This window comes from Dolomitihabitans soli, from assembly GCF_022213955.1.
Classification (GTDB): domain Bacteria; phylum Actinomycetota; class Actinomycetes; order Streptosporangiales; family Streptosporangiaceae; genus Streptosporangium_A; species Streptosporangium_A soli.
This window is the reverse complement of sequence record NZ_JAKNTW010000010.1, coordinates 339,751-357,010: the sequence shown is the minus strand read 5'-3', so window position 1 is coordinate 357,010 and position 17,260 is coordinate 339,751. Positions and strand designations below refer to the sequence as shown.

The window sequence follows — 17,260 nt, the reverse complement described above, 5'->3', positions numbered from 1 at the left end:
ACGAGTTCAGGTAGAGGTGGTCAGCTTTGATTGCGTTTCGTGGCCCGGGAACTCTGACTGTCGGTCGGGGTTCTGGCAATCATGCCCGTGAAGGTCGTATCTCCGGGTACGTGCTCAAGGTCATCCGTGAGTCGGTTGGGGTGACTCAAGAAGATTTCGCGGAACGGTTGGCGATCGATCCCACGACAGTGCAGGGCTGGGAGTCCAGCCGTCGGCCACTCATGGCCATTGCGACAGGGAACTACCTTTCCTTGCGGTCTTCGCTCCTACGGCTCGGTGCGTCCCCCCGCTTGCTGTCTCAGCTCGACATGGCTCTTGAGGCGGATAGGTTCATCGGCTACGTACTCAGCGCCGAACCTGGGGATACTTCCAGCGCTGACCATCCGCTCGCATCGTGGGTGATCACGCGCCCGTCCACGGAGTTGGTGGCGTGGCCGTTCACCAAGATCCCGCCGTCATCTCTGACCGGAGCGGGCCGTCCTGCGAGTCGTCGAGGACCGGTAGCTGCGTTCCCTACTCTCTTGCCTGAGGAACACGAGCACTTCTTCGACCACCTGAAGAAAGCAGCAGAGCGGGCCGACACGAAGCGCGTGGACGGCATGCTCCTACGTCGCCAGGCGCATTACGTAGCCAGCTTCGACGAGGGCAGCGATACCGCCGAATGGCTCGTGGCCACCCAACGTGCCGAGGTGCGCCGGATGGGCCGGGCCGGTGAATGGACACCCGCGTGGGCAGTGGTCCGCTCCGGTGCGCACTCGCTCGCGCGGATCGGAGACCGGGAAGGATTGCAGCATTTCATCCAGACCCGCCTGGTCGACGAGGTCTGTGAAGTGGCGAATCTCAACTATTGGGCTTACTGGCTCGGTGAGGTTAGCGACCCGCAACTGGTTGATACGTTCATGGTCGAGTTGAGCCCAGACGCGTGGCGTGGGACTGCACTGCTTCGACACCTGATCGACAGGCTGTACTCCGCGAACCCGTATGTTGATGTGGTGGTGCACACGCTGTGGGCACTGGTCATGTTACGGCCCTCGGCGCTGGACTCACACAGTGTGGAAAGTCTTTGGGCAGCGGCCGGCCGGGTGCTGGACGAGGCCGCTGTGTCCCAGCAGTCTCAGCGGGAGTTGGGAGCGATCCTTTACGCTCTGCGCATCATCCACCAAAGGTAGGAGACATTGTTCGTGGCGGAGGAACTGGCCAGGCTGACGGGCCTGCTGTACGAGGTGGGCCTGCTGAAGCGGTACAAGCGCACCGGGTGGCTGGTGGCGGGAGTGCGAGATCCGGAGAGTATCGCTGACCATTCCTTCCGGACTGCGGTCATCGCCAGTGTGGTGGCGGCACTGGAGGGTGGGAACCCCGAGCGTGCGGCATTTATGAGCTTGTTCCATGACACACAGGAGACTCGGATCACCGACATCCCATACATCGGCAAGCGCTATCTGAAGGCCGCCCCGAACGAGCAGGTGACCGCCGACCAGGTGCGCGGCATCCCCACGCCAGTGGCGGAGATGGTGACGGGGGCGGTCGGTGAGTACGAGGCGAAGGCCAGCCTCGAAGCCGTCTGCGCCCGTGACGCCGACAAGCTGGAGTGCCTGATTCAGGCCGTCGAATACCGCGAGCAGGGCCACCAGAACGTGCAGCCGTGGATCGACAGCTCACTGGCCGCTCTCCAGACGGCGTCGGCCAAGGCGATCGCGGACGAGGCGCTCAGTACCGGATCGCTGGAGTGGATGACGCGCGTCCTCAGCGGAGACTGATTTGTGGGGGCACCTGTGGAACGACCCGAGCGCGCCGGAGGCGAACACCCTGGTTCCCGCATGCGGGACGATCACCGTTGACCCGGCAGGCCGGTCGCCGAGACACCACCCACTGACCCATCCCAGGAGATGCGCCAACGCCGGAGTAGCCAAGGACCGGTGCACCGCTGGTCGCGTTCGATCTGTGAGGCTGCCGATTTCCCCGGCAAAAGGAGCGGCCCCCCCGGACCACCCAAGCCGGGGGGCCTTGATGGTGCCGCCATGTGCGGTGCCAGCACGTTTAAGAGGGCGGATCAGTCCTCACGATGTGCGCTCTGTCATCAGGTCGAAGGCAGGGGACCGTCGCCTTTAGGCGACGGGGAATGCCCAGCGGGAAGGCCCCCTGGGCCTGAGCGTGCCTTAAGCCGCAGGTTGGAGCCCTCGCTTTGCCACCTCTTCAGTTATAAGAGTGACAGGCTTATAATGATCGCGTGGCTCGTCAGGTGCGAACCTCTCCGGGAGCAGCGTACGACTTGGGCTACCACGTGGTGTGGTGCCCCAAGTACCGTCGCCGTGTCCTGGACGGCCGGGTGAAGACCCGGCTGGAGGAGTTGATCCGCGTCAAGGCCGCCGAACACGGCTGGGAGATCGTCGCCCTTGAGGTGATGCCCGACCACGTGTACCTGTTCGTCAAGGCGCACCCGAAGAACTCGCCGTCGTATGTGGCGAACCAGTTCAAGGGCTACACCTCGCATGTCCTGCGGGAGGAGTTCCCGCACCTGCGTTCCCAGCTCCCCACCTTGTGGTCGCGATCGTACTTCGTCGCGTCGGTGGGCACGGTCTCCGCCACGACCGTGCAGCGCTACATCGAGACCCAGGACGAGAAGGTTCCCAAGAGGGTGGCCGGGCCGGGGGCGGTGGGGCGTGCGTAGGTCGTTCAAGTTTCTGCTCCGGCCGACCCGGCACCAGGAGATCGCGCTGGCCGCGATGCTCGGCGACCACCGGGCGTTGTACAACGCCGCGCTGGAGGAACGCCGCGAGGCCTACCGGCGCGCGAAGGTCTCGATCCGGTACTGCGACCAGTCCGCCCAGCTCAAGGAGATCCGCAACACCGATCCCGAGGGGCAGGGCCGGTGGTCGTTCACCTCCCAGCAGCAGACGCTCCGCCGCCTGAACCGGGCGTTCGACTCCTTCTTCCGCCGAGTCAGGGCAGGCGAGACGCCCGGCTACCCGCGATTCAAAGGCCGGGGCTGGTTCGACACGGTCACCCTGGTCGAAGGCGACGGGGCGCGCTGGGACTCCCAGCCCCACCACCCGGCCGCGACCTACGTCCGTGTCCAAGGCGTCGGGCATGTCCGGGTTCACCAGCACCGCGAGAGGGCCGGGCGGGTGAAGACCGTCGAAGTGAAACGCGAGGCCGGCCGCTGGTATGTCATCCTCTCCTGTGACGATGTGCCCACCGTGCCGCTCCCCGCGACCGGCCGCGAGGTCGGCGTGGACATGGGCGTCGTCCACTTCGCCACCCTGACCGAGCCGGTCGAGGGCGTCACCGATGAGCGCGGGCACATCCCCAATCCCCGGTATCTGAAAACCGCGAGTGGGGAACTGGCCGCCGCACAGCAGGCCTACGCCCGGACGAAACGCGGCTCCACCCGCCGGAAGAAGGCCGCCCAGAAGATCGGGAGAATCCACCGCAAGGTTGCCCGGCAACGCCTCGACCACGCGCACAAGACCGCGCTGAGCCTGGTCCGGGGCGCGGACTTCATCGCGGTCGAAGCACTCCCGATCCGCAACATGACCAAGGCCCCGAAGTCGAAGCCCGACCCCGGGCAGGCCGGGGTCTACCTGCCCAACGGCGCGGCGGCCAAGGCCGGGCTCAACAAGAGCATCCTGGACGCGGGTTGGGGGGTGTTCCTGGGCATCCTCATGCACAAGGCTGAAAGCGCCGGTCGAGAGTTGATCCCGGTCAACCCCGCCAACACCTCCCGCACCTGCCCCGCACCTGAATGCGGGCACATCAGCGGCGAGAACCGCACCACCCAAGCCGACTTCGTCTGCGTCCGGTGTGGTTATACCGCCAACGCAGACGTCGTCGGGGCGACCAACGTCAAGAGGGCCGGGCTGGTCCTCCGCAAAGCCGCACTAGCGGCCTAGCGAGAAGCCACCTCGTTTACGGGGGGGAGGAGTCACTGAGCCACGGGCCCGCGTGGAGGGCCCGGCCGGATTCGAACCGGCAATCTCAACAATCACAGTCCATCCTCGGTCGATCTGGCACTCGACGGCGATGCTGAATCTGGTCACTACCGCCCAGCGCGGTCACAAGTCGTTGGCGGCTTTGCGGAGGGCGGTCAGCAGGGCGGTGGTGGCGGGGGGATCGGGCGGGTCGCCGTAGGCGGCGGCCAGGATGTGGCGGGATCCGCCGGGCAGTTCGGTGCTGAGGACGTCGGGGTGGCGGTGGGCGGCGAGGGCCAGGCCGGGCAGGACGGTGACCCCCAGGCCGGCCGCGACCATCGCCTGGACCGCCACGTAATCGTCGGTCGTGTAGGCGACGGACGGTTCGAAGCCCGCCTCCTCGCACAGGTCGAGCAGGTGGCTCCGGCAACGGTCGCAGCCGCCGATCCACCGTTCGGCCGCGTGGGCCGCGAGGTCTCCGGGGGCGTGTCCGGGCGGGGTGATCAGGTGGCTGGGGTCGTCGAGGAGGTGGGTGAGGCGGATGCCGTTCTCCTCCGGGGCCGTCTCGTCGTAGCGGAAGATCACCGCGACGTCCACGTAACCGGCCCTGAGCATGCGCAGCGCCTCCGGGGGCTCGGCCTCCGACAACTCCAGCGCCAGCCCGGGGTGCTCCCCGGCCAGCAGTACGGCCGCGCCGGGGACGAAGGTGCCGAGCGCCGAGGGGAACGCGGCCAGCCGTACGCGGCCGGATCTGAGGCCGACGTGGGCGGCCAGTTCCTGCTCCGCGGTGTCGAGCCGGCCGATGATCTCGGTGGCCCGTTCGGCGAGCAGTTTGCCCGCCTCGGTGAGCCGGATGCCCCGTCCCGCCCGCTGGACCAGTTTCGCGCCCGTCTCGGCCTCCAGGCGGGCCAGATGGTGACTGACCGAGGGTTGCGAGTAGTGCAACTCGCGGGCCGCCGCCGTCACCGACCGGTTCCTGGCCACCGCCACGAGGACGCGTAGCCGCACTACATCCAACATGTATCAACGGTATCTATGAAATATCCTGAACTTAGGCATTTGTCGTGATGGGTAACGTGGCGTGACGCTGGAGTCATGGACACCACGACGCTCACCCGCCCAGGACTGACCGGTCTCGTGGAGACCATCCGCATCGTGATCGGTCAGGGCCTGGCTCCTGAGGAAACAGCCCACGAGGTCGCCGAGCTGGTCAGGGGCCGCCGGTTCAACCCCGGCATCCTCACCGCCGAGGAACGCCAGGGGAGTCCCGACGGCTATGTCTCACTCGTCCTGCACGCTGAGAGCACCTTCTCCATCGCCGCCGTCGTGTGGCGCCGGGGGCAGGAGACCGTGATCCACGACCACGTCTCCTGGTGCGCCTTCGGCGTACTGAGCGGGGTGGAGTACGAGACCCTCTACCGCCTCGACGGCGACCACCTCGTCGAGATCGACCGCGTCGCCAACGGCCCGGGCGACGTCAGCGGCTTCGCGCCGCCCGGAGACATCCACAAGGTCAAGAACACCAGCCCCGAGACCGGCGTCTCGCTGCACGTCTACGGCGCCGACCTCTCGGTCCTCGGCAGCAGCGTCCGCCGCGTCTACGACCTGCCGGTCCGCTGACGCCGGGACGGGTGTGCGGATCGTTGGTCAGGATTCCTCGGGCACGGCCTTCAGGTCGTTCTTGATCTTTTCGAGACGGGCAGCGCCCTGGGTGTCGAGGGTGGCGCGTTCGACCTCGATCATCCGGGCCTCGACCGAGCCCGCGTTGATCTCGGCCTCGCCCAGCGCGCGGGCGTACCGGACCTCGATCTTCTCGCGGACCTCGTCGAGGGTGGGGGTGCCGGTCGAGGGGGAGAGGCCGGTCAGGTCGCCGGTCACCTTGTTGTAGCGCTCCTGCATCTTGGCCTGGTCGAGCTGGGAGAGCAGCCGCATCCGCTCGGCCAGCTTGCGCTGGAGCATCAGCGCGTTGGTCTCGACGGAGGTACGGGCCTGGGCGGAGGTCTCGCGGGCCCGTTCGAGCATGCCGGCGAGGTCACGCATCGTGTCCTCGGCGGCGACCAGCCGGGTGGCGAACGCCTGGGCGGAGTCCTCGAAGGACCGCGCACGCTTCTCGTCGTCCGCCGCCCTGGCCTGCTCGGCCAGCAGTACGGCCTGCCGGGCGTTGTCCTGGAGCTTCTCGGCCTCCTCGACGGCACGCGCGTACTTCATCCCCAGCTCGTGCTCGTGCCCGATCACGGCGGCGGCCTGCTGGGTCAGCAGCCGATGCTGCTCCTTGGCCTCCTGGATCGCCTGTTCGAGCTGCACGGCCGGGTCCTTCCGCGCCTCCAGCCGGCCCGACAACGCGGCGACCAGATAGCGCCAGGTCCGGTGGATCACCTTGAACATGGAGACTCCTCATCGGTCCAGCGTGCGCCTGGTGATCTCTTCCAGCTCCGCCATCCCCCGCCGGATGCCTTCGAGCACATCGGACAGCTCGTCCAGGGCGGCGGCGCCCTCCAGCGGTCCCGCCGCGGACAGGGCCGACAGTTCGACGGCTCGGGCGAGCAGGCTCTCCAGCCCCAGGGTGCTGGATTCCAGCCGGGCGAGCACCCGCACCCGGGCGGCGTGCAACCGGTCGTAGACCTCGTGCTGCGTGGTCAGCGAGGCCATCGACCGCTCCAGCTCCACGGCGACCTCGGGGGTGGCGTGCTCGCGTTCCCTGGCGAGCCGCGCCTGCTCGGCCATCAGGAAGGCGAGGTCGAAGCCCGCGAGCGTACGGCCGGCGCGCGTCGCCTGCCCCGCCAGGCGGTGGATCACGGCCATCGTGTCCGTCACCTGCGCCGCCAGCGGCAGCGAACGGTCCAGCTCGGCGAACCCGCGCGCCGCCGTGTCCGCCCTGGCCAGCCAGCGGGCCTCCGGGCTGCCCGCGGCCACCTGCGGCTCGCCGCGCCGCTGGAAGGTCTCGATGGCCGCCTTCGACAACCAGGCGGCGACGCCGACCACCCCGGCGGCGACCGGATGCGCGCTGACGACCCAGGCGGCGCCGCCCGCGGTCGCGCCGAGCAGCAGTCCCCACGGGTTGCGCAACTCCTCGCGGAAACGGCCCATCAGAAGTTGGAAATCACTGAGGTGAACACCTGGTCGATGGCGTCGGGCCGGGAGGAGTCGTAGTTGGCCCCTTCCGTCGCCTCGGCGATCTGTTTCAGGGTGCCCTGGTCGGCGTCGTCGCCGTAGCCGATCGTGAACAGCCGGACGCTCGCCTCGCCGGTCGTCCGGAGCTTGCCGAGCAGGTTGTCCAGGTCGATCCCGCCGGGTCTCTCGTTCTTGCCGTCGGTCAGGAACACCACGGCGTTGATGGCGTCGGGGTCACGGGCGGCCTTCATCGTCTCGAACGCGGCCAGCGCCGTGTTGTACAACCCGGTGCCGCCGTCCGGGACCAGATCGCTGATCTGCTGCCTCAACGCGGGCCCGACGCTCGACACCGGCCCGACGGGGACCAGCTCCCGATGGTCGAGATCACCGTTCTGCTCGGTCGAGAACGCCCACAGCCCCACCTCGTCGGTCGCCCGGAACTGCGGCAACGCGTTGATCGCCGCCTTCTTCGCGAGTTCGAGCCGGGTCTCGCCGGTGCCCGCCACGTCCTCCTCCATGGAGCCCGACTTGTCGATGACCAGCAGCACGTTGGCCTTCTTACGAAGCTCCGACCAGCTCTGCAGCACCTTCTCCAGTACGGCGGGCGCGGGCGGGTGCAAGGTGGTGACCTTCACCTCGGGCGGCACGCCGTACTCCAGTTTGGCCAGCGGCCCGGCCTTGCCCTGGTGGTCGCGGTAGCCGTACGCCTGGAAGCCGGCCTGCACGGGCGGGGAGTGGAGGTAACGGAGGAAGTCGTCGGCGACGGCCTTCTTCGCCGGGTCCATCCAGGTCAGCGGGACGAAGGGATGGTCGGACTGGAGGGTGCCCTCTTTGGGGTAGATCGCGGCGAGCGGGGTGCTCGGCGGGGCGTGCTTGCCGAGAGTCGCCGGGTCGCCGCTGGGGTTGCCCCGGTTGTAGTCGGTGACCGAGTTCTCCTCGACCGTGACGGCGGAGATGTATTTCATGGCCGCGCCCTTCTCGTCGGCGCGTTGCAGGTTGGCCAGGAAGGTCAGCGAGATGTCGCCGTAGTGGACGATCGACTGCTCCACGTTCTTGACGAATGAGCGGACCTCGGGCTTGTCGATGTCACGGGTGGTCAGGTCCGAGGTGGTGCCGGTCGCGGCGAAGTAGGCGCCGATGGTGGCGTTCAGCCCTGAGGTGGAGAAGTTCGGGTTGGTCTTGCCGAGCTTGAACACGCCCCACTCGGGATGGCCGAACCGGGCCCAGCCCTTGGGGTCGGCGGCCAGTTCGGCGAGGTCGGCCCAGCCGATCGCCTTGTCCGGCCAGCCCAGCGCCTCGGCCATCGGGCGGGGCATGGCGATGGTGAGGGCCGAGGTCATGATGGGCACCGGATCGCCCTCCGCCACGGGCAGGGTGCCGTCGGCGGTGGCCGACTGGAGGCGGAGCAGCGTCACCCAGGCGGAGGCCGCGGGGGCCCACACGTCGGGGCGGGGGCCGTCCGTCTGCTCGTTCCAGCCCCGGCTCAGCGTTCGCATCACGGTGCCCGAGTTCATCGACGTGACCGTCACCTCGGCGCACTTCCCGCCGACGGCCCGTCCGTTGTACTTGGCCGCGGCCTCGCGCAGCAGCCCCACCTTGTCCTGAGAGGACGCCATCATAATCTGAACGCCCTGCCCCGAACACGCCGAAACCGGACCGGGTTCGGGTCTGGTGAAGAGATAGAGGCCGTAGACGAGCCCGGCCGCGATAATTGCGGCGAGCACGAATGGCAATAATCGACGCGGTCGTCCCGAAGGGTATGCCACAAAAAGATCGTAAGTAGTGCGGATACAGGGAGACAAGGGATTAGGTCGGAGCGTTGATTCGCCGAGCCATTTGTCGACGCCACGGTGGGCGCGCTAGTCGGAAGGCGGCACCGATCGTATGACCAGGTCGATCACGGGAAGGTCGGCGGCGGGATCGGCGTACACAGTGATGGGGTAGTTGCGCGGGGCCTGGGCCCAGAGCCAGCCCTCTCTGAGGGGCACCACGATCGCCGCCTCCTCGCCGTGGGGGATCGTGATGGCGGTGACCCCGTGCCCGTCCTCACATCGCCTGCCCGAGCCGAGGCAGACGTGAATCGGGTAGTCGCTCAGCCGGTTGGCGAACGCGTAGCGGCCGATCGTCGTGTCGACGCACGAGGGCGTGTGCAGGCCGTGCCCGATCTCGATCGGCCACGTGTCCTCCACGTCCTCGCATGACACGTCGCTAAGGCGCGGATCCCATTCCCGCCCCTCCAAGAGGAGAGTGCACCCGTGAAAAATCAGCAACAAGACCAGACAGCCGAGAAGGAAGGCGGCATGGGGAAGAAGTGCGTCAATCCGGTCTATGAGACTCTTCCTCCGGTCGCGCCATGAACGGGGACGCATAGACCAGACGATCCGCCGTTACACCGCGTGTGACAAGGCGCGCCGGCCCTGGATATGGCACCGCCCCCGGGCGGCGAGCGCGGGGGCGGCACCGAATCTCACGGGGCGGAGTGTCAGGGCTGCGTGCCGTACTCCTGGAGGAAGTGGGCCTCGGCGGTGGCCGTACGGCGGAGCTCCTCCAGGTCGACCCGCTCGTTGGGGGCGTGGATCGCCGCGTCGTCGTCCTCGGCGCCGAAGAGCAGGATCTCGGCGGCCGGGAACTGCTTGACGAGCGTGGACACCAGCGGGATCGAGCCGCCGGCGCCGATGTCGCGCGGCGGGCGGCCGTAGGCGCGCTCCATGGCGCGGTTCAGCGCGGAACGGGCCCGGCCGCCGGCGTCGGCGAGGAAACCCGATCCCAGGACGAGGTCGCCGACCGAGACCTGGACCCCCCACGGCGCGACCTGCCGCAGATAGTCGACCACGGCGTCGACGGTGCTCTTCGGGTCGCCCGCGGGAGGCACCCGGAGGGTGATGCGGGCCCGCGCGACGGCCTGGACCGCGTTGATCGCACCGGCGACCGTCGGCACGTCGAGCCCGGTCACGGTGATCGCGTAGGAGGACCAGAGCCGGTCGGCCACCGAGCCGGAGCCGACGAGGGACACCCCGTCGAGCACGCCCGCGGTCGCCCGGAACTCCTCCTCCGACGGACCGGTGCCCAGGAAGGAGCCCCGGGGCAGGCCGGGCACCCGGAGGTCGCCGTTGTCGGAGTGCAGCGCGGCGAGCATCCGGAGCAGCGCGGCGAGCGCGTCGGGGGCGGCGCCGCCGAACTGGCCGCTGTGCAGCGACTCCTTCAACGTGCGGACCTCGATGGTGAAGGCGCCCATGCCGCGCAGCGACGTGGTCACCGACGGGTCGCCCACCCGCGGGTTGCCGGTGTCGGCCACCACGATCGCGTCGGCGCGCACCAGGTCGGGGTTCCGCTCGACGAACTGCTCCAGGCGCTCGCCCGCGTACTCCTCCTGGCCTTCGATGAGGACCTTGATCCCGACGGGGAACCGGCCCTGGAAGGCGCGGAGCGCGGTGACGTGCGAGATGATGCCCGACTTGTCGTCCGCCGCGCCCCTGCCGTACACCTGACCGCCGACCTGGGTCGGCTCGAACGGCGGCGTCCGCCACAGCGCCGGGTCGCCGGCGGGCTGAACGTCGTAGTGCGCGTAGAGCAGCACGGTCGGCGCCCCGGGCGGCGCGGGGGCCTCGGCGAAGACGGCGGGGAAGCTGCCCTCGACGGGCACCTGGCGCACGTGCGGCAGGCCGGTGCTGCGCAGCAGTTCCTCGGTGAACGCGGCGGCGGCGCGCACGGGCTCCTCCGGGTGGCCGGGAAAGGCCACCGACGGGATGGCGACGAGTCGTTTGAGGTCCTCGACGGCCTGGGGCATGACCGCTGCGACGGCACCCTCGATCTGATCAGGAGTCACGTCTTCCCCCGGGGGTCTGATATCTCGGCTTATTCGATCACAGGCGGCGTACGGCGTGTCTCCGTTGTGTCACCCGGCGGGCAAGGTTACCTGGTCTGGAGCCGTCTCGAATTTCGTCACGGATTTCGTCGTGTTTACAGTGCGATATAGCGGAATCCGAAGTTCTTGCACTCTGCTGCCACGCTTTCACTTGGCAACGTCTGACGTGGCATGCAGACTGTGAGGAGCCCAGATCACGTAGGGAAGATAGCGATGACGCAGGACAACACCGATGTGGCCTCGGTGCTCAAGGCCGCCCAGGACCACCTGTGGCTGCACTTCACCAGGTACGGCTCCGCCGACGCCACCGACACGCCGATGATCGTGCGAGGCGAGGGCGCCTACATCTACGACATCCACGGCAAGCGCTACCTCGACGGCCTCGCCGGTCTGTTCGTGGTCCAGGCGGGCCACGGCCGGGCCGAACTCGCGGAGGCCGCCGCCGAGCAGGCCCGGAAGCTCGCGTTCTTCCCCCTCTGGTCCTACGCGCACCCGAAGGCCGCCGAGCTCGCCGCCCGCCTGGCCGGACAAACGCCGGGCGATCTCAACCGGGTCTTCTTCACCAGCGGCGGCGGCGAGGCCGTCGAGACCGCCTGGAAGCTCGCGAAGCAGTACTTCAAGGCCGTCGGCAAGCCGTCGAAGCACAAGGTCATCAGCCGTGAGATCGCCTACCACGGCACCCCGCACGGAGCGCTGTCGATCACCGGCATCCCGGCGTTCAAGCAGCCCTTCGAGCCGCTGGTGCCCGGCTCGGTGCGGGTGCCCAACACCAACCACTACCGGGCCGACGAGATCAGCGGCGTCCCCGGCATGACCCCGGAGCAGTACGGCCGGTGGGCCGCCGACCGGGTCGCCAGGGCCATCGAGATGGAGGGACCCGACACCGTCGCGGCCGTCTTCGTCGAGCCGGTGCAGAACGCGGGCGGCTGCTTCCCGCCGCCGCCCGGCTACTTCCAGCGGCTGCGCGAGATCTGCGACCGGTACGACGTGCTGCTCGTCTCCGACGAGGTCATCTGCGCCTTCGGCCGGCTCGGCACCATGTTCGGCGGCGAGAAGTTCGACTACGTCCCCGACATGATCACCTGTGCGAAGGGTCTCACCAGCGGCTATTCGCCGATGGGCGCGATGATCGCCGGCGAGCGGCTGTTCGAGCCGTTCAAGAACGGCGACGAGACCTTCTCACACGGCTACACCTTCGGCGGGCACCCCGTCTCCGCCGCGGTCGCCATGGCCAACCTCGACCTCTTCGAGCGCGAGGACCTGCTCGGCCACGTCACCAAGAACGAGCCGGTCTTCCGCGCCACCCTGGAACGGCTGCTCGACCTGCCGATCGTCGGCGACGTGCGCGGAGCCGGCTACTTCTACGGCATCGAGCTCGTCAAGGACAAGACGACCAAGGAGACCTTCACCGCCGAGGAGTCCGAGCGCCTGCTGCGCGGATTCATGTCCAAGGCGCTGTTCGACGCGGGCCTGTACTGCAGGGCGGACGACCGTGGCGACCCGGTCATCCAGCTCGCGCCGCCACTGATCTGCGGCCCCGCGGAGTTCGACGAGATCGAGTCGATCCTGCGTTCGGTTCTCACCCAGGCCTGGGATCGCCTGTAACTTCCGGCTCAGAAAGGGAATGTCATGAAGATCGGCGTGCCTGCCGAGGTCAAGAACCATGAGTACCGCGTGGCGGCCACACCGGCGGGCGTGCACGAACTCGTCCGGCACGGGCACGACGTCTACGTGCAACGCGGGGCAGGGCTCGGCTCGCACCTCCCCGACGAGGATTATCTCTTCGCCGGCGCGAAGATCCTGGACACCGCGGACGACGTCTGGGGGGCCGCCGAGCTGATCCTCAAGGTCAAGGAGCCGATCGCCGAGGAGTACCACCGGATGCGCGAGGGGCAGGTCCTCTTCACCTACCTGCACCTCGCCGCCTCCCGGCCGTGCACCGACGCGCTGCTCGCGGCCAAGGTCACCGGCATCGCCTACGAGACGGTCCAGGTCGGCGGATCGCTGCCGCTGCTCGCCCCGATGTCGGAGGTCGCGGGCCGCCTCGCGCCGCAGGTGGGCGCGTACACCATGATGCGCTCCAACGGCGGCAGGGGCGTGCTGCCCGGCGGCGTTCCCGGCGTCGCCCCCGCGAAGATCGTGGTGATCGGCGGCGGCGTCTCCGGCCTCAACGCCGCGCAGATCGCGGTCGGCATGGGCGCCGACGTGACGATCCTCGACGTCAACATCGACCGGCTCCGCCAGATCGACGCGATCTACCAGGGCCGCCTGAAGACCGTGGTCTCGACCGCGTACGCCATCGAGCAGCAGGTCCTCGGGGCCGACCTGGTCATCGGCGCGGTGCTGATCCCCGGGGCGAAGGCCCCCACCTTGATCAGCGGCGACCTCGTCTCCCGGATGAAGCCGGGTTCCGTGCTGGTCGACATCGCCATCGACCAGGGCGGCTGCTTCGAGGACTCGCGGCCGACCACGCACGACGACCCCACCTTCCCCGTGCACGGCTCGGTCTTCTACTGCGTGGCCAACATGCCGGGCTCGGTCGCCAACACCTCGACGTACGCGCTGACCAACGCGACCCTGCCCTACGCCGTCAAACTGGCCGGCCTCGGCTGGCGAGAGGCGATGCGCGCCGACCCGTCCCTGGCCCTCGGCCTCAACACCCACGCCGGCCACCTCACCAACGAACCCGTCGCCGTCGCACACGGCCTGCCCTGGCTCAACGACCCCCTGACCTGATCCAAGCTCCAAGGTGTCCTGCAGGCATTCCTGGGAAACCGTAACGCCAAGGGCCTCAGCCGTCCGGGGTTCACGTGTCATGGCCGACCTGGCCTGCCAGTAGGAGTGGAACGGCGAACCGGGTTTGGTGTCACATCTGTGACGCTGTGCGGGATGATGATCGACGGCGGTCCCGTCGTGATCTCTGGCGGGAGTCACCCGGTCAGTGGTGCCCGAGGCCAGTTCGTCGGCCAGGGCGAGGATCTCGGCGTTCGAGGCGGCGAACTCGGTCACGAGTGCCTCGGCGTGGGCGGCAGCCCGGAGATCGGCGCCGCGTTAGCGGAAGCGGTCGAGCGCGTCGGCGTGGCCGGCCATCCGGTGACTCGCGCTGTCCAGGGCGCTTGCGTGCTCGTTCAACGCCGTCGAGTGGTCGGCCAGCGCCACCGTCTGCGCGGCCGCCTGGTCGTGGCCGTGGCGCAGCTCTTGGTAGATCGCCTGGAGCATCAGCAACCGCGCATCGGCCAGCCGCTCGCCGGGAGTCCGATCGACCCACTCAGCCCGCGGTCCTGTCCTGGTAGCCGATTTGGCCGTAGGCGTGTTCGGCGAGCTGGTTGAGCAGTTCGGCCTTGGCCCGGTCGCTTTGGGGCCTGCCATCGGGGGCGGGGTCTGGGAGGTGGCCACGAGGACGACGGTAACCCGACTACCAGGGCCCTACGGCCGCGGCGGGGAGATCTCCACCAACCGGCGCGAAGAGGTGGAGATGACCGCGCTGTGCCTGCGGATCCTGCAGGCAGCGCTAGTGTTCGTCAACACCCTCATGCTCCAGGACGTGCTGACCGAACCGCAGTGGGCGAGCCTGCTCACCCCGGCCGACCGGCGAGGCATTGCCGATCCGGTCAAGAACCCCTTGCCGAGCGGGCTGAAGGGCACGAACCCGATGCCCAGCGCCGCGCGATCCCTACGCGGGTGTTGTGCTTCAGCCGACGTGGTGCCGGTAACTGCCGGGCGGTGACCCGTACTGGCGTTTGAAGGCATGGGTGAAGGTGTACTGCGAGCTGTAGCCGACCTGCTGGGCGATCGTGTTGACGGGGGCGTCGGAGGTGCGCAGGAGCCGGGCGGCGGTGGTCATCCGCCACCATGTCAGGTAGGTGAGCGGTGGCTGGCCGACCAGATGGGTGAACCGCCGGGCGAAGGCGGCGCGGGACAGGCGTGCCTGCGCGCCCAACTCCTCGACGGTCCATTGCCGGCCGGGGTCTCCGTGGATGGCGCGGAGGGCGGCGGCGACGGCGGGGTCGTGCAGGGCCGCGGCCCAGCCGGTGGCGGAGTGGCCGAAGACGCGCTGTTCTTCGAACCACGCGCGCAGGATGTAGAGCAGGAGAAGATCCAGCAGGGTGAGCAGGATGGTGTCGGAGCCTGGGCGGGCGTCGCTGTCCAGTTCCACGCCGAGGAGTTCGACCGCGGCGCGGAGTTCCCTGTGGTGCCCTACCCGCGTCGGTAGGTGGATGACCTCGGGCAGGTCGTTCAGGAGCGGATGCGGCCCGGATCCATCCAGGAGGTAGGCGCCGCAGAGCATGACCACCGTCGGCGGCCGGTCGGCTGAGGTCTCGTCGTTGCGGCCATCATGGACTCCGGTGAGCGTTGTGGGCGGCTCGCTTACCGGGGTGGACGGTTCGTCGGCCAGACCGTGTGCGGATCCGCGCGGCAGGAACGCCACATCGCCCGGCCCGAGCGCGATCGGCTCACCCTGCGACGGGAGAAGCCAGCACGTTCCCTGGAGAACGATGTGGAACCCGGCGGACGGCACCGGCGGAAACCGCTGGGCGAAGGGAGCGGACCTGGTCACCCGGCCCGAGTGGGGTCGACCGGTACGCGCCGCACTCACCACATCAGACAGAACATCCACGCAGCCAGCATAACCAAGACGACCCTGGCGAAGACGATGACGCAAACTCTAGAGCGGATCACGCATTCAACCGTCTTGTGTCGGCGCCTTACTGTGCTGGTGGGCTGAGCAACCGCGCAGCTCCCATCGTGAGGAGATGACATGAAGATCGCCGTATATGGCGCGAGTGGATACCAGGGAAAGCTCGTGCTCACCGAACTGGCACGACGCGACATCGACACGGTCTTGGCCGGACGCAATCTCGCGCGCCTGGAGGAGGCCGCCTCGGCGGTCGGCCTCCCCGACGCGGAACGACGCGTGGCCGACACCAGCGACCATGAGGCGCTTGTGAGCGCGTTCCGCGGCTGCGACGGCGTCATCAACTGCGCCGGACCATTCACCTCGTCAGGTGAGGCCGTGGTCCGCGCCGCGATCGCCGCCGGCTGTCACTACGTCGACACCTCAGGCGAGCAGCTCTACGTCAAGAAGATCTTCGACACCTTCACCACGGAGGCGGAGAACGCCGGGGTCACCGTCGTACCCGCCGCCAACGACGGCTGCGTCCCGGTAGACCTCATGGCCCACATCCTGGCCGACCGCCTTGAACCGGTCGAAGAGATCATCACCACCCACGTGGTCGTCGGGGGCGGCATGTCGCGCGGCTCGCTGCGCTCGTTGGTCGAAACGATCGACGCCATCAAGGCGGGAGGCATGGCCTACGACGACGGCGACTGGCACCCCGGCATGCCCGCCCGCCACACCGCGATCAGGCTGCCCGGACAGTCGGAGGCGACCCCGGTGATGGCCTTCCCTGTGTCGGAGGTGGTGACCATTCCCCGTCACATCCGCGTCCGGCATGTCGAGGGCCTGACCGAGGCGGCGTTGGGCGACCGGCTGAACACCCCGCTCACCCCGGAGATCATCGAAAGCCTGCCTGAAGGACCCGATGAGGACAGCCGCCGCACCCAGCACTTCACCTACGTGCTCGACGTCACCAGTACCGACGGCCGTCTCGCCCGCGGCATCGTCCAGGGCCCTGACACCTACGGCACGACCGCGGTGATCGCCGTCGAAAGCGCCCGCCGTCTCATCGCCGACCCTGCAAAGCCGGGAGTACTCGCACCCGCCCAGGCCTACCACCCGACCGCCTTCCTCGACTTTCTTGTCCCGCATGGGATCCAGTGGATCATCGAGGACGCGCCGGCAACCTGACAATGAGCCGTCTCCGGTAACGATCAGCCGCGGTGTGTGATCGTCTGGACGGCTCGCTGGATTGAGCGAAGATCTCAGACAGGTCCGCGGTCTGCTCTTCTTCGAGCAGCCGGGCCAGCACGAAGTCGGTTGGTGGCCGAGGTGGAGCCCCCGGCCGATGTGGCGGCGGCGCTGCGTGATGAGCGGGGTGCCGTGCTGCGGCATCGTCTGCTGGTGCATGACGGCGATCCGGTGGAATTGTCCTGGTCGTACTATCCGAGCAGCATCGCCGCGGGCACACCGTTGGCCGGGCGAGGCCGCATTCGAGGGGGCGTGCCACAGGTTCTGGCCGATCTCGGCCATCCACAGCGCCAGTTCACCGACCGCGTGTCCGTTCGGCCGCCCACGACGGAGGAAGCGGAAGGGCTGGGACTGCCGGAGGGTGTCCCCGTCTTCCGTCAGTTCCGCGTGATCTACTCCGACGACATGCGCCCGGTCGAGGTGTCCGTGCTCATCAAGGGCGGCCATCGGTACGAACTGGTGTATCACCAGGACGTCGCCGGGTAGCCGATCTCACGGTTCAGGCGT

The 17,260-nt window shown here is 68.4% G+C and carries 18 protein-coding genes; 10 read left to right on the top strand and 8 right to left on the bottom strand.

Features of this window, described 5'->3' with window-relative positions; translation table 11 throughout:
* Nucleotides 1-110: 110 nt before the first annotated feature.
* The 4 genes from MBA17_RS23400 (at nucleotide 111) to MBA17_RS23385 (ending at nucleotide 3,890) form a co-directional block, all read left to right on the top strand.
* Nucleotides 111-1,169: a helix-turn-helix domain-containing protein gene (locus tag MBA17_RS23400; protein ID WP_238498689.1), complete on the top strand. Its 1,059-nt coding sequence runs from the start codon at nucleotides 111-113 to the stop codon at nucleotides 1,167-1,169.
* Nucleotides 1,170-1,181: 12 nt separating this feature from the next.
* Nucleotides 1,182-1,757, top strand: a complete 576-nt coding sequence (locus tag MBA17_RS23395; RefSeq protein WP_238498688.1) for an HD domain-containing protein — start codon at nucleotides 1,182-1,184, stop codon at nucleotides 1,755-1,757.
* 470 nt (nucleotides 1,758-2,227) lie between these two features.
* Entirely contained in the window at nucleotides 2,228-2,668 is a 441-nt protein-coding gene (gene tnpA, locus MBA17_RS23390; protein ID WP_238498687.1) for an IS200/IS605 family transposase, read from the top strand.
* A complete protein-coding gene (locus MBA17_RS23385; RefSeq protein ID WP_238498686.1) occupies nucleotides 2,661-3,890 on the top strand; it encodes an RNA-guided endonuclease InsQ/TnpB family protein in 1,230 nt (409 codons plus the stop codon). The genes tnpA and MBA17_RS23385 overlap by 8 nt, the downstream gene beginning before the upstream one ends.
* A gap of 162 nt (nucleotides 3,891-4,052) precedes the next feature.
* Here the strand turns inward: MBA17_RS23385 and MBA17_RS23380 are convergent, their stop codons facing one another.
* Nucleotides 4,053-4,928, bottom strand: coding sequence for a LysR family transcriptional regulator (locus MBA17_RS23380; protein ID WP_238498685.1), 876 nt, complete (start codon nucleotides 4,926-4,928; stop codon nucleotides 4,053-4,055).
* A 75-nt stretch (nucleotides 4,929-5,003) separates the two neighbouring features.
* Here MBA17_RS23380 and MBA17_RS23375 point away from each other — a divergent pair, with 75 nt between their 5' ends.
* On the top strand, nucleotides 5,004-5,528 hold the full coding sequence (locus MBA17_RS23375) for a cysteine dioxygenase family protein (RefSeq protein WP_238498684.1): 525 nt from the start codon (nucleotides 5,004-5,006) through the stop codon (nucleotides 5,526-5,528).
* A gap of 27 nt (nucleotides 5,529-5,555) precedes the next feature.
* Here the strand turns inward: MBA17_RS23375 and MBA17_RS23370 are convergent, their stop codons facing one another.
* From MBA17_RS23370 to MBA17_RS23350, 5 genes are all read right to left on the bottom strand, one after another.
* Nucleotides 5,556-6,293: a PspA/IM30 family protein gene (locus MBA17_RS23370; protein WP_238498683.1), complete on the bottom strand. Its 738-nt coding sequence runs from the start codon at nucleotides 6,291-6,293 to the stop codon at nucleotides 5,556-5,558.
* A gap of 9 nt (nucleotides 6,294-6,302) precedes the next feature.
* Nucleotides 6,303-6,995 carry a hypothetical protein gene (locus MBA17_RS23365; protein ID WP_238498682.1) on the bottom strand — a complete coding sequence of 231 codons (693 nt, stop codon included), beginning with the start codon at nucleotides 6,993-6,995 and terminating at the stop codon, nucleotides 6,303-6,305.
* Nucleotides 6,995-8,743: a substrate-binding domain-containing protein gene (locus MBA17_RS23360; protein ID WP_238498681.1), complete on the bottom strand. Its 1,749-nt coding sequence runs from the start codon at nucleotides 8,741-8,743 to the stop codon at nucleotides 6,995-6,997. The genes MBA17_RS23365 and MBA17_RS23360 overlap by 1 nt, the downstream gene beginning before the upstream one ends.
* A 135-nt stretch (nucleotides 8,744-8,878) precedes the next feature.
* Nucleotides 8,879-9,208, bottom strand: a complete 330-nt coding sequence (locus tag MBA17_RS23355; protein ID WP_238498680.1) for a hypothetical protein — start codon at nucleotides 9,206-9,208, stop codon at nucleotides 8,879-8,881.
* A gap of 293 nt (nucleotides 9,209-9,501) precedes the next feature.
* Complete coding sequence (locus tag MBA17_RS23350; protein WP_238498679.1) at nucleotides 9,502-10,845, bottom strand: M20/M25/M40 family metallo-hydrolase; 1,344 nt, start codon at nucleotides 10,843-10,845, stop codon at nucleotides 9,502-9,504.
* 252 nt (nucleotides 10,846-11,097) lie between these two features.
* Between MBA17_RS23350 and MBA17_RS23345 the strand changes: the two genes are divergently transcribed.
* Both MBA17_RS23345 and ald read left to right on the top strand, forming a co-directional pair.
* Nucleotides 11,098-12,489 (top strand): aspartate aminotransferase family protein, encoded by a 1,392-nt coding sequence (locus MBA17_RS23345; RefSeq protein WP_238498678.1) that lies wholly within the window; start codon nucleotides 11,098-11,100, stop codon nucleotides 12,487-12,489.
* 24 nt (nucleotides 12,490-12,513) lie between these two features.
* Complete coding sequence (gene ald, locus MBA17_RS23340; protein WP_238498677.1) at nucleotides 12,514-13,620, top strand: alanine dehydrogenase; 1,107 nt, start codon at nucleotides 12,514-12,516, stop codon at nucleotides 13,618-13,620.
* 315 nt (nucleotides 13,621-13,935) lie between these two features.
* Here ald and MBA17_RS23335 read toward each other — a convergent pair whose 3' ends face one another.
* Nucleotides 13,936-14,109: a hypothetical protein gene (locus MBA17_RS23335; RefSeq protein ID WP_238498676.1), complete on the bottom strand. Its 174-nt coding sequence runs from the start codon at nucleotides 14,107-14,109 to the stop codon at nucleotides 13,936-13,938.
* A gap of 85 nt (nucleotides 14,110-14,194) precedes the next feature.
* On the opposite strand from MBA17_RS23335, the gene MBA17_RS23330 reads away from it, so the two are divergent.
* Nucleotides 14,195-14,611 (top strand): Tn3 family transposase, encoded by a 417-nt coding sequence (locus MBA17_RS23330; protein ID WP_238498675.1) that lies wholly within the window; start codon nucleotides 14,195-14,197, stop codon nucleotides 14,609-14,611.
* On the opposite strand, the gene MBA17_RS23325 is transcribed toward MBA17_RS23330, so the two are convergent.
* Entirely contained in the window at nucleotides 14,576-15,502 is a 927-nt protein-coding gene (locus tag MBA17_RS23325) for an AraC family transcriptional regulator (protein WP_238498674.1), read from the bottom strand. The two genes, MBA17_RS23330 and MBA17_RS23325, sit on opposite strands and share 36 nt — an antisense overlap.
* Before the next feature lie 141 nt (nucleotides 15,503-15,643).
* Here MBA17_RS23325 and MBA17_RS23320 point away from each other — a divergent pair, with 141 nt between their 5' ends.
* Both MBA17_RS23320 and MBA17_RS23315 read left to right on the top strand, forming a co-directional pair.
* Nucleotides 15,644-16,693 carry a saccharopine dehydrogenase family protein gene (locus MBA17_RS23320; RefSeq protein WP_238498673.1) on the top strand — a complete coding sequence of 350 codons (1,050 nt, stop codon included), beginning with the start codon at nucleotides 15,644-15,646 and terminating at the stop codon, nucleotides 16,691-16,693.
* A 132-nt stretch (nucleotides 16,694-16,825) separates the two neighbouring features.
* Nucleotides 16,826-17,239 carry a UTRA domain-containing protein gene (locus MBA17_RS23315; RefSeq protein ID WP_238498672.1) on the top strand — a complete coding sequence of 138 codons (414 nt, stop codon included), beginning with the start codon at nucleotides 16,826-16,828 and terminating at the stop codon, nucleotides 17,237-17,239.
* Nucleotides 17,240-17,260: the final 21 nt, after the last annotated feature.

Coding starts and splice junctions, on each gene's coding strand:
- MBA17_RS23380 (WP_238498685.1), bottom strand. CDS start 4,928: ATGTTGGATGTAGTGCGGCTACGCGTCCTCGTGGCGGTGGCCAGGAAC.
- MBA17_RS23375 (WP_238498684.1), top strand. CDS start 5,004: ATGGACACCACGACGCTCACCCGCCCAGGACTGACCGGTCTCGTGGAG.
- MBA17_RS23370 (WP_238498683.1), bottom strand. CDS start 6,293: ATGTTCAAGGTGATCCACCGGACCTGGCGCTATCTGGTCGCCGCGTTG.
- MBA17_RS23365 (WP_238498682.1), bottom strand. CDS start 6,995: ATGGGCCGTTTCCGCGAGGAGTTGCGCAACCCGTGGGGACTGCTGCTC.
- MBA17_RS23345 (WP_238498678.1), top strand. CDS start 11,098: ATGACGCAGGACAACACCGATGTGGCCTCGGTGCTCAAGGCCGCCCAG.
- ald (WP_238498677.1), top strand. CDS start 12,514: ATGAAGATCGGCGTGCCTGCCGAGGTCAAGAACCATGAGTACCGCGTG.
- MBA17_RS23320 (WP_238498673.1), top strand. CDS start 15,644: ATGAAGATCGCCGTATATGGCGCGAGTGGATACCAGGGAAAGCTCGTG.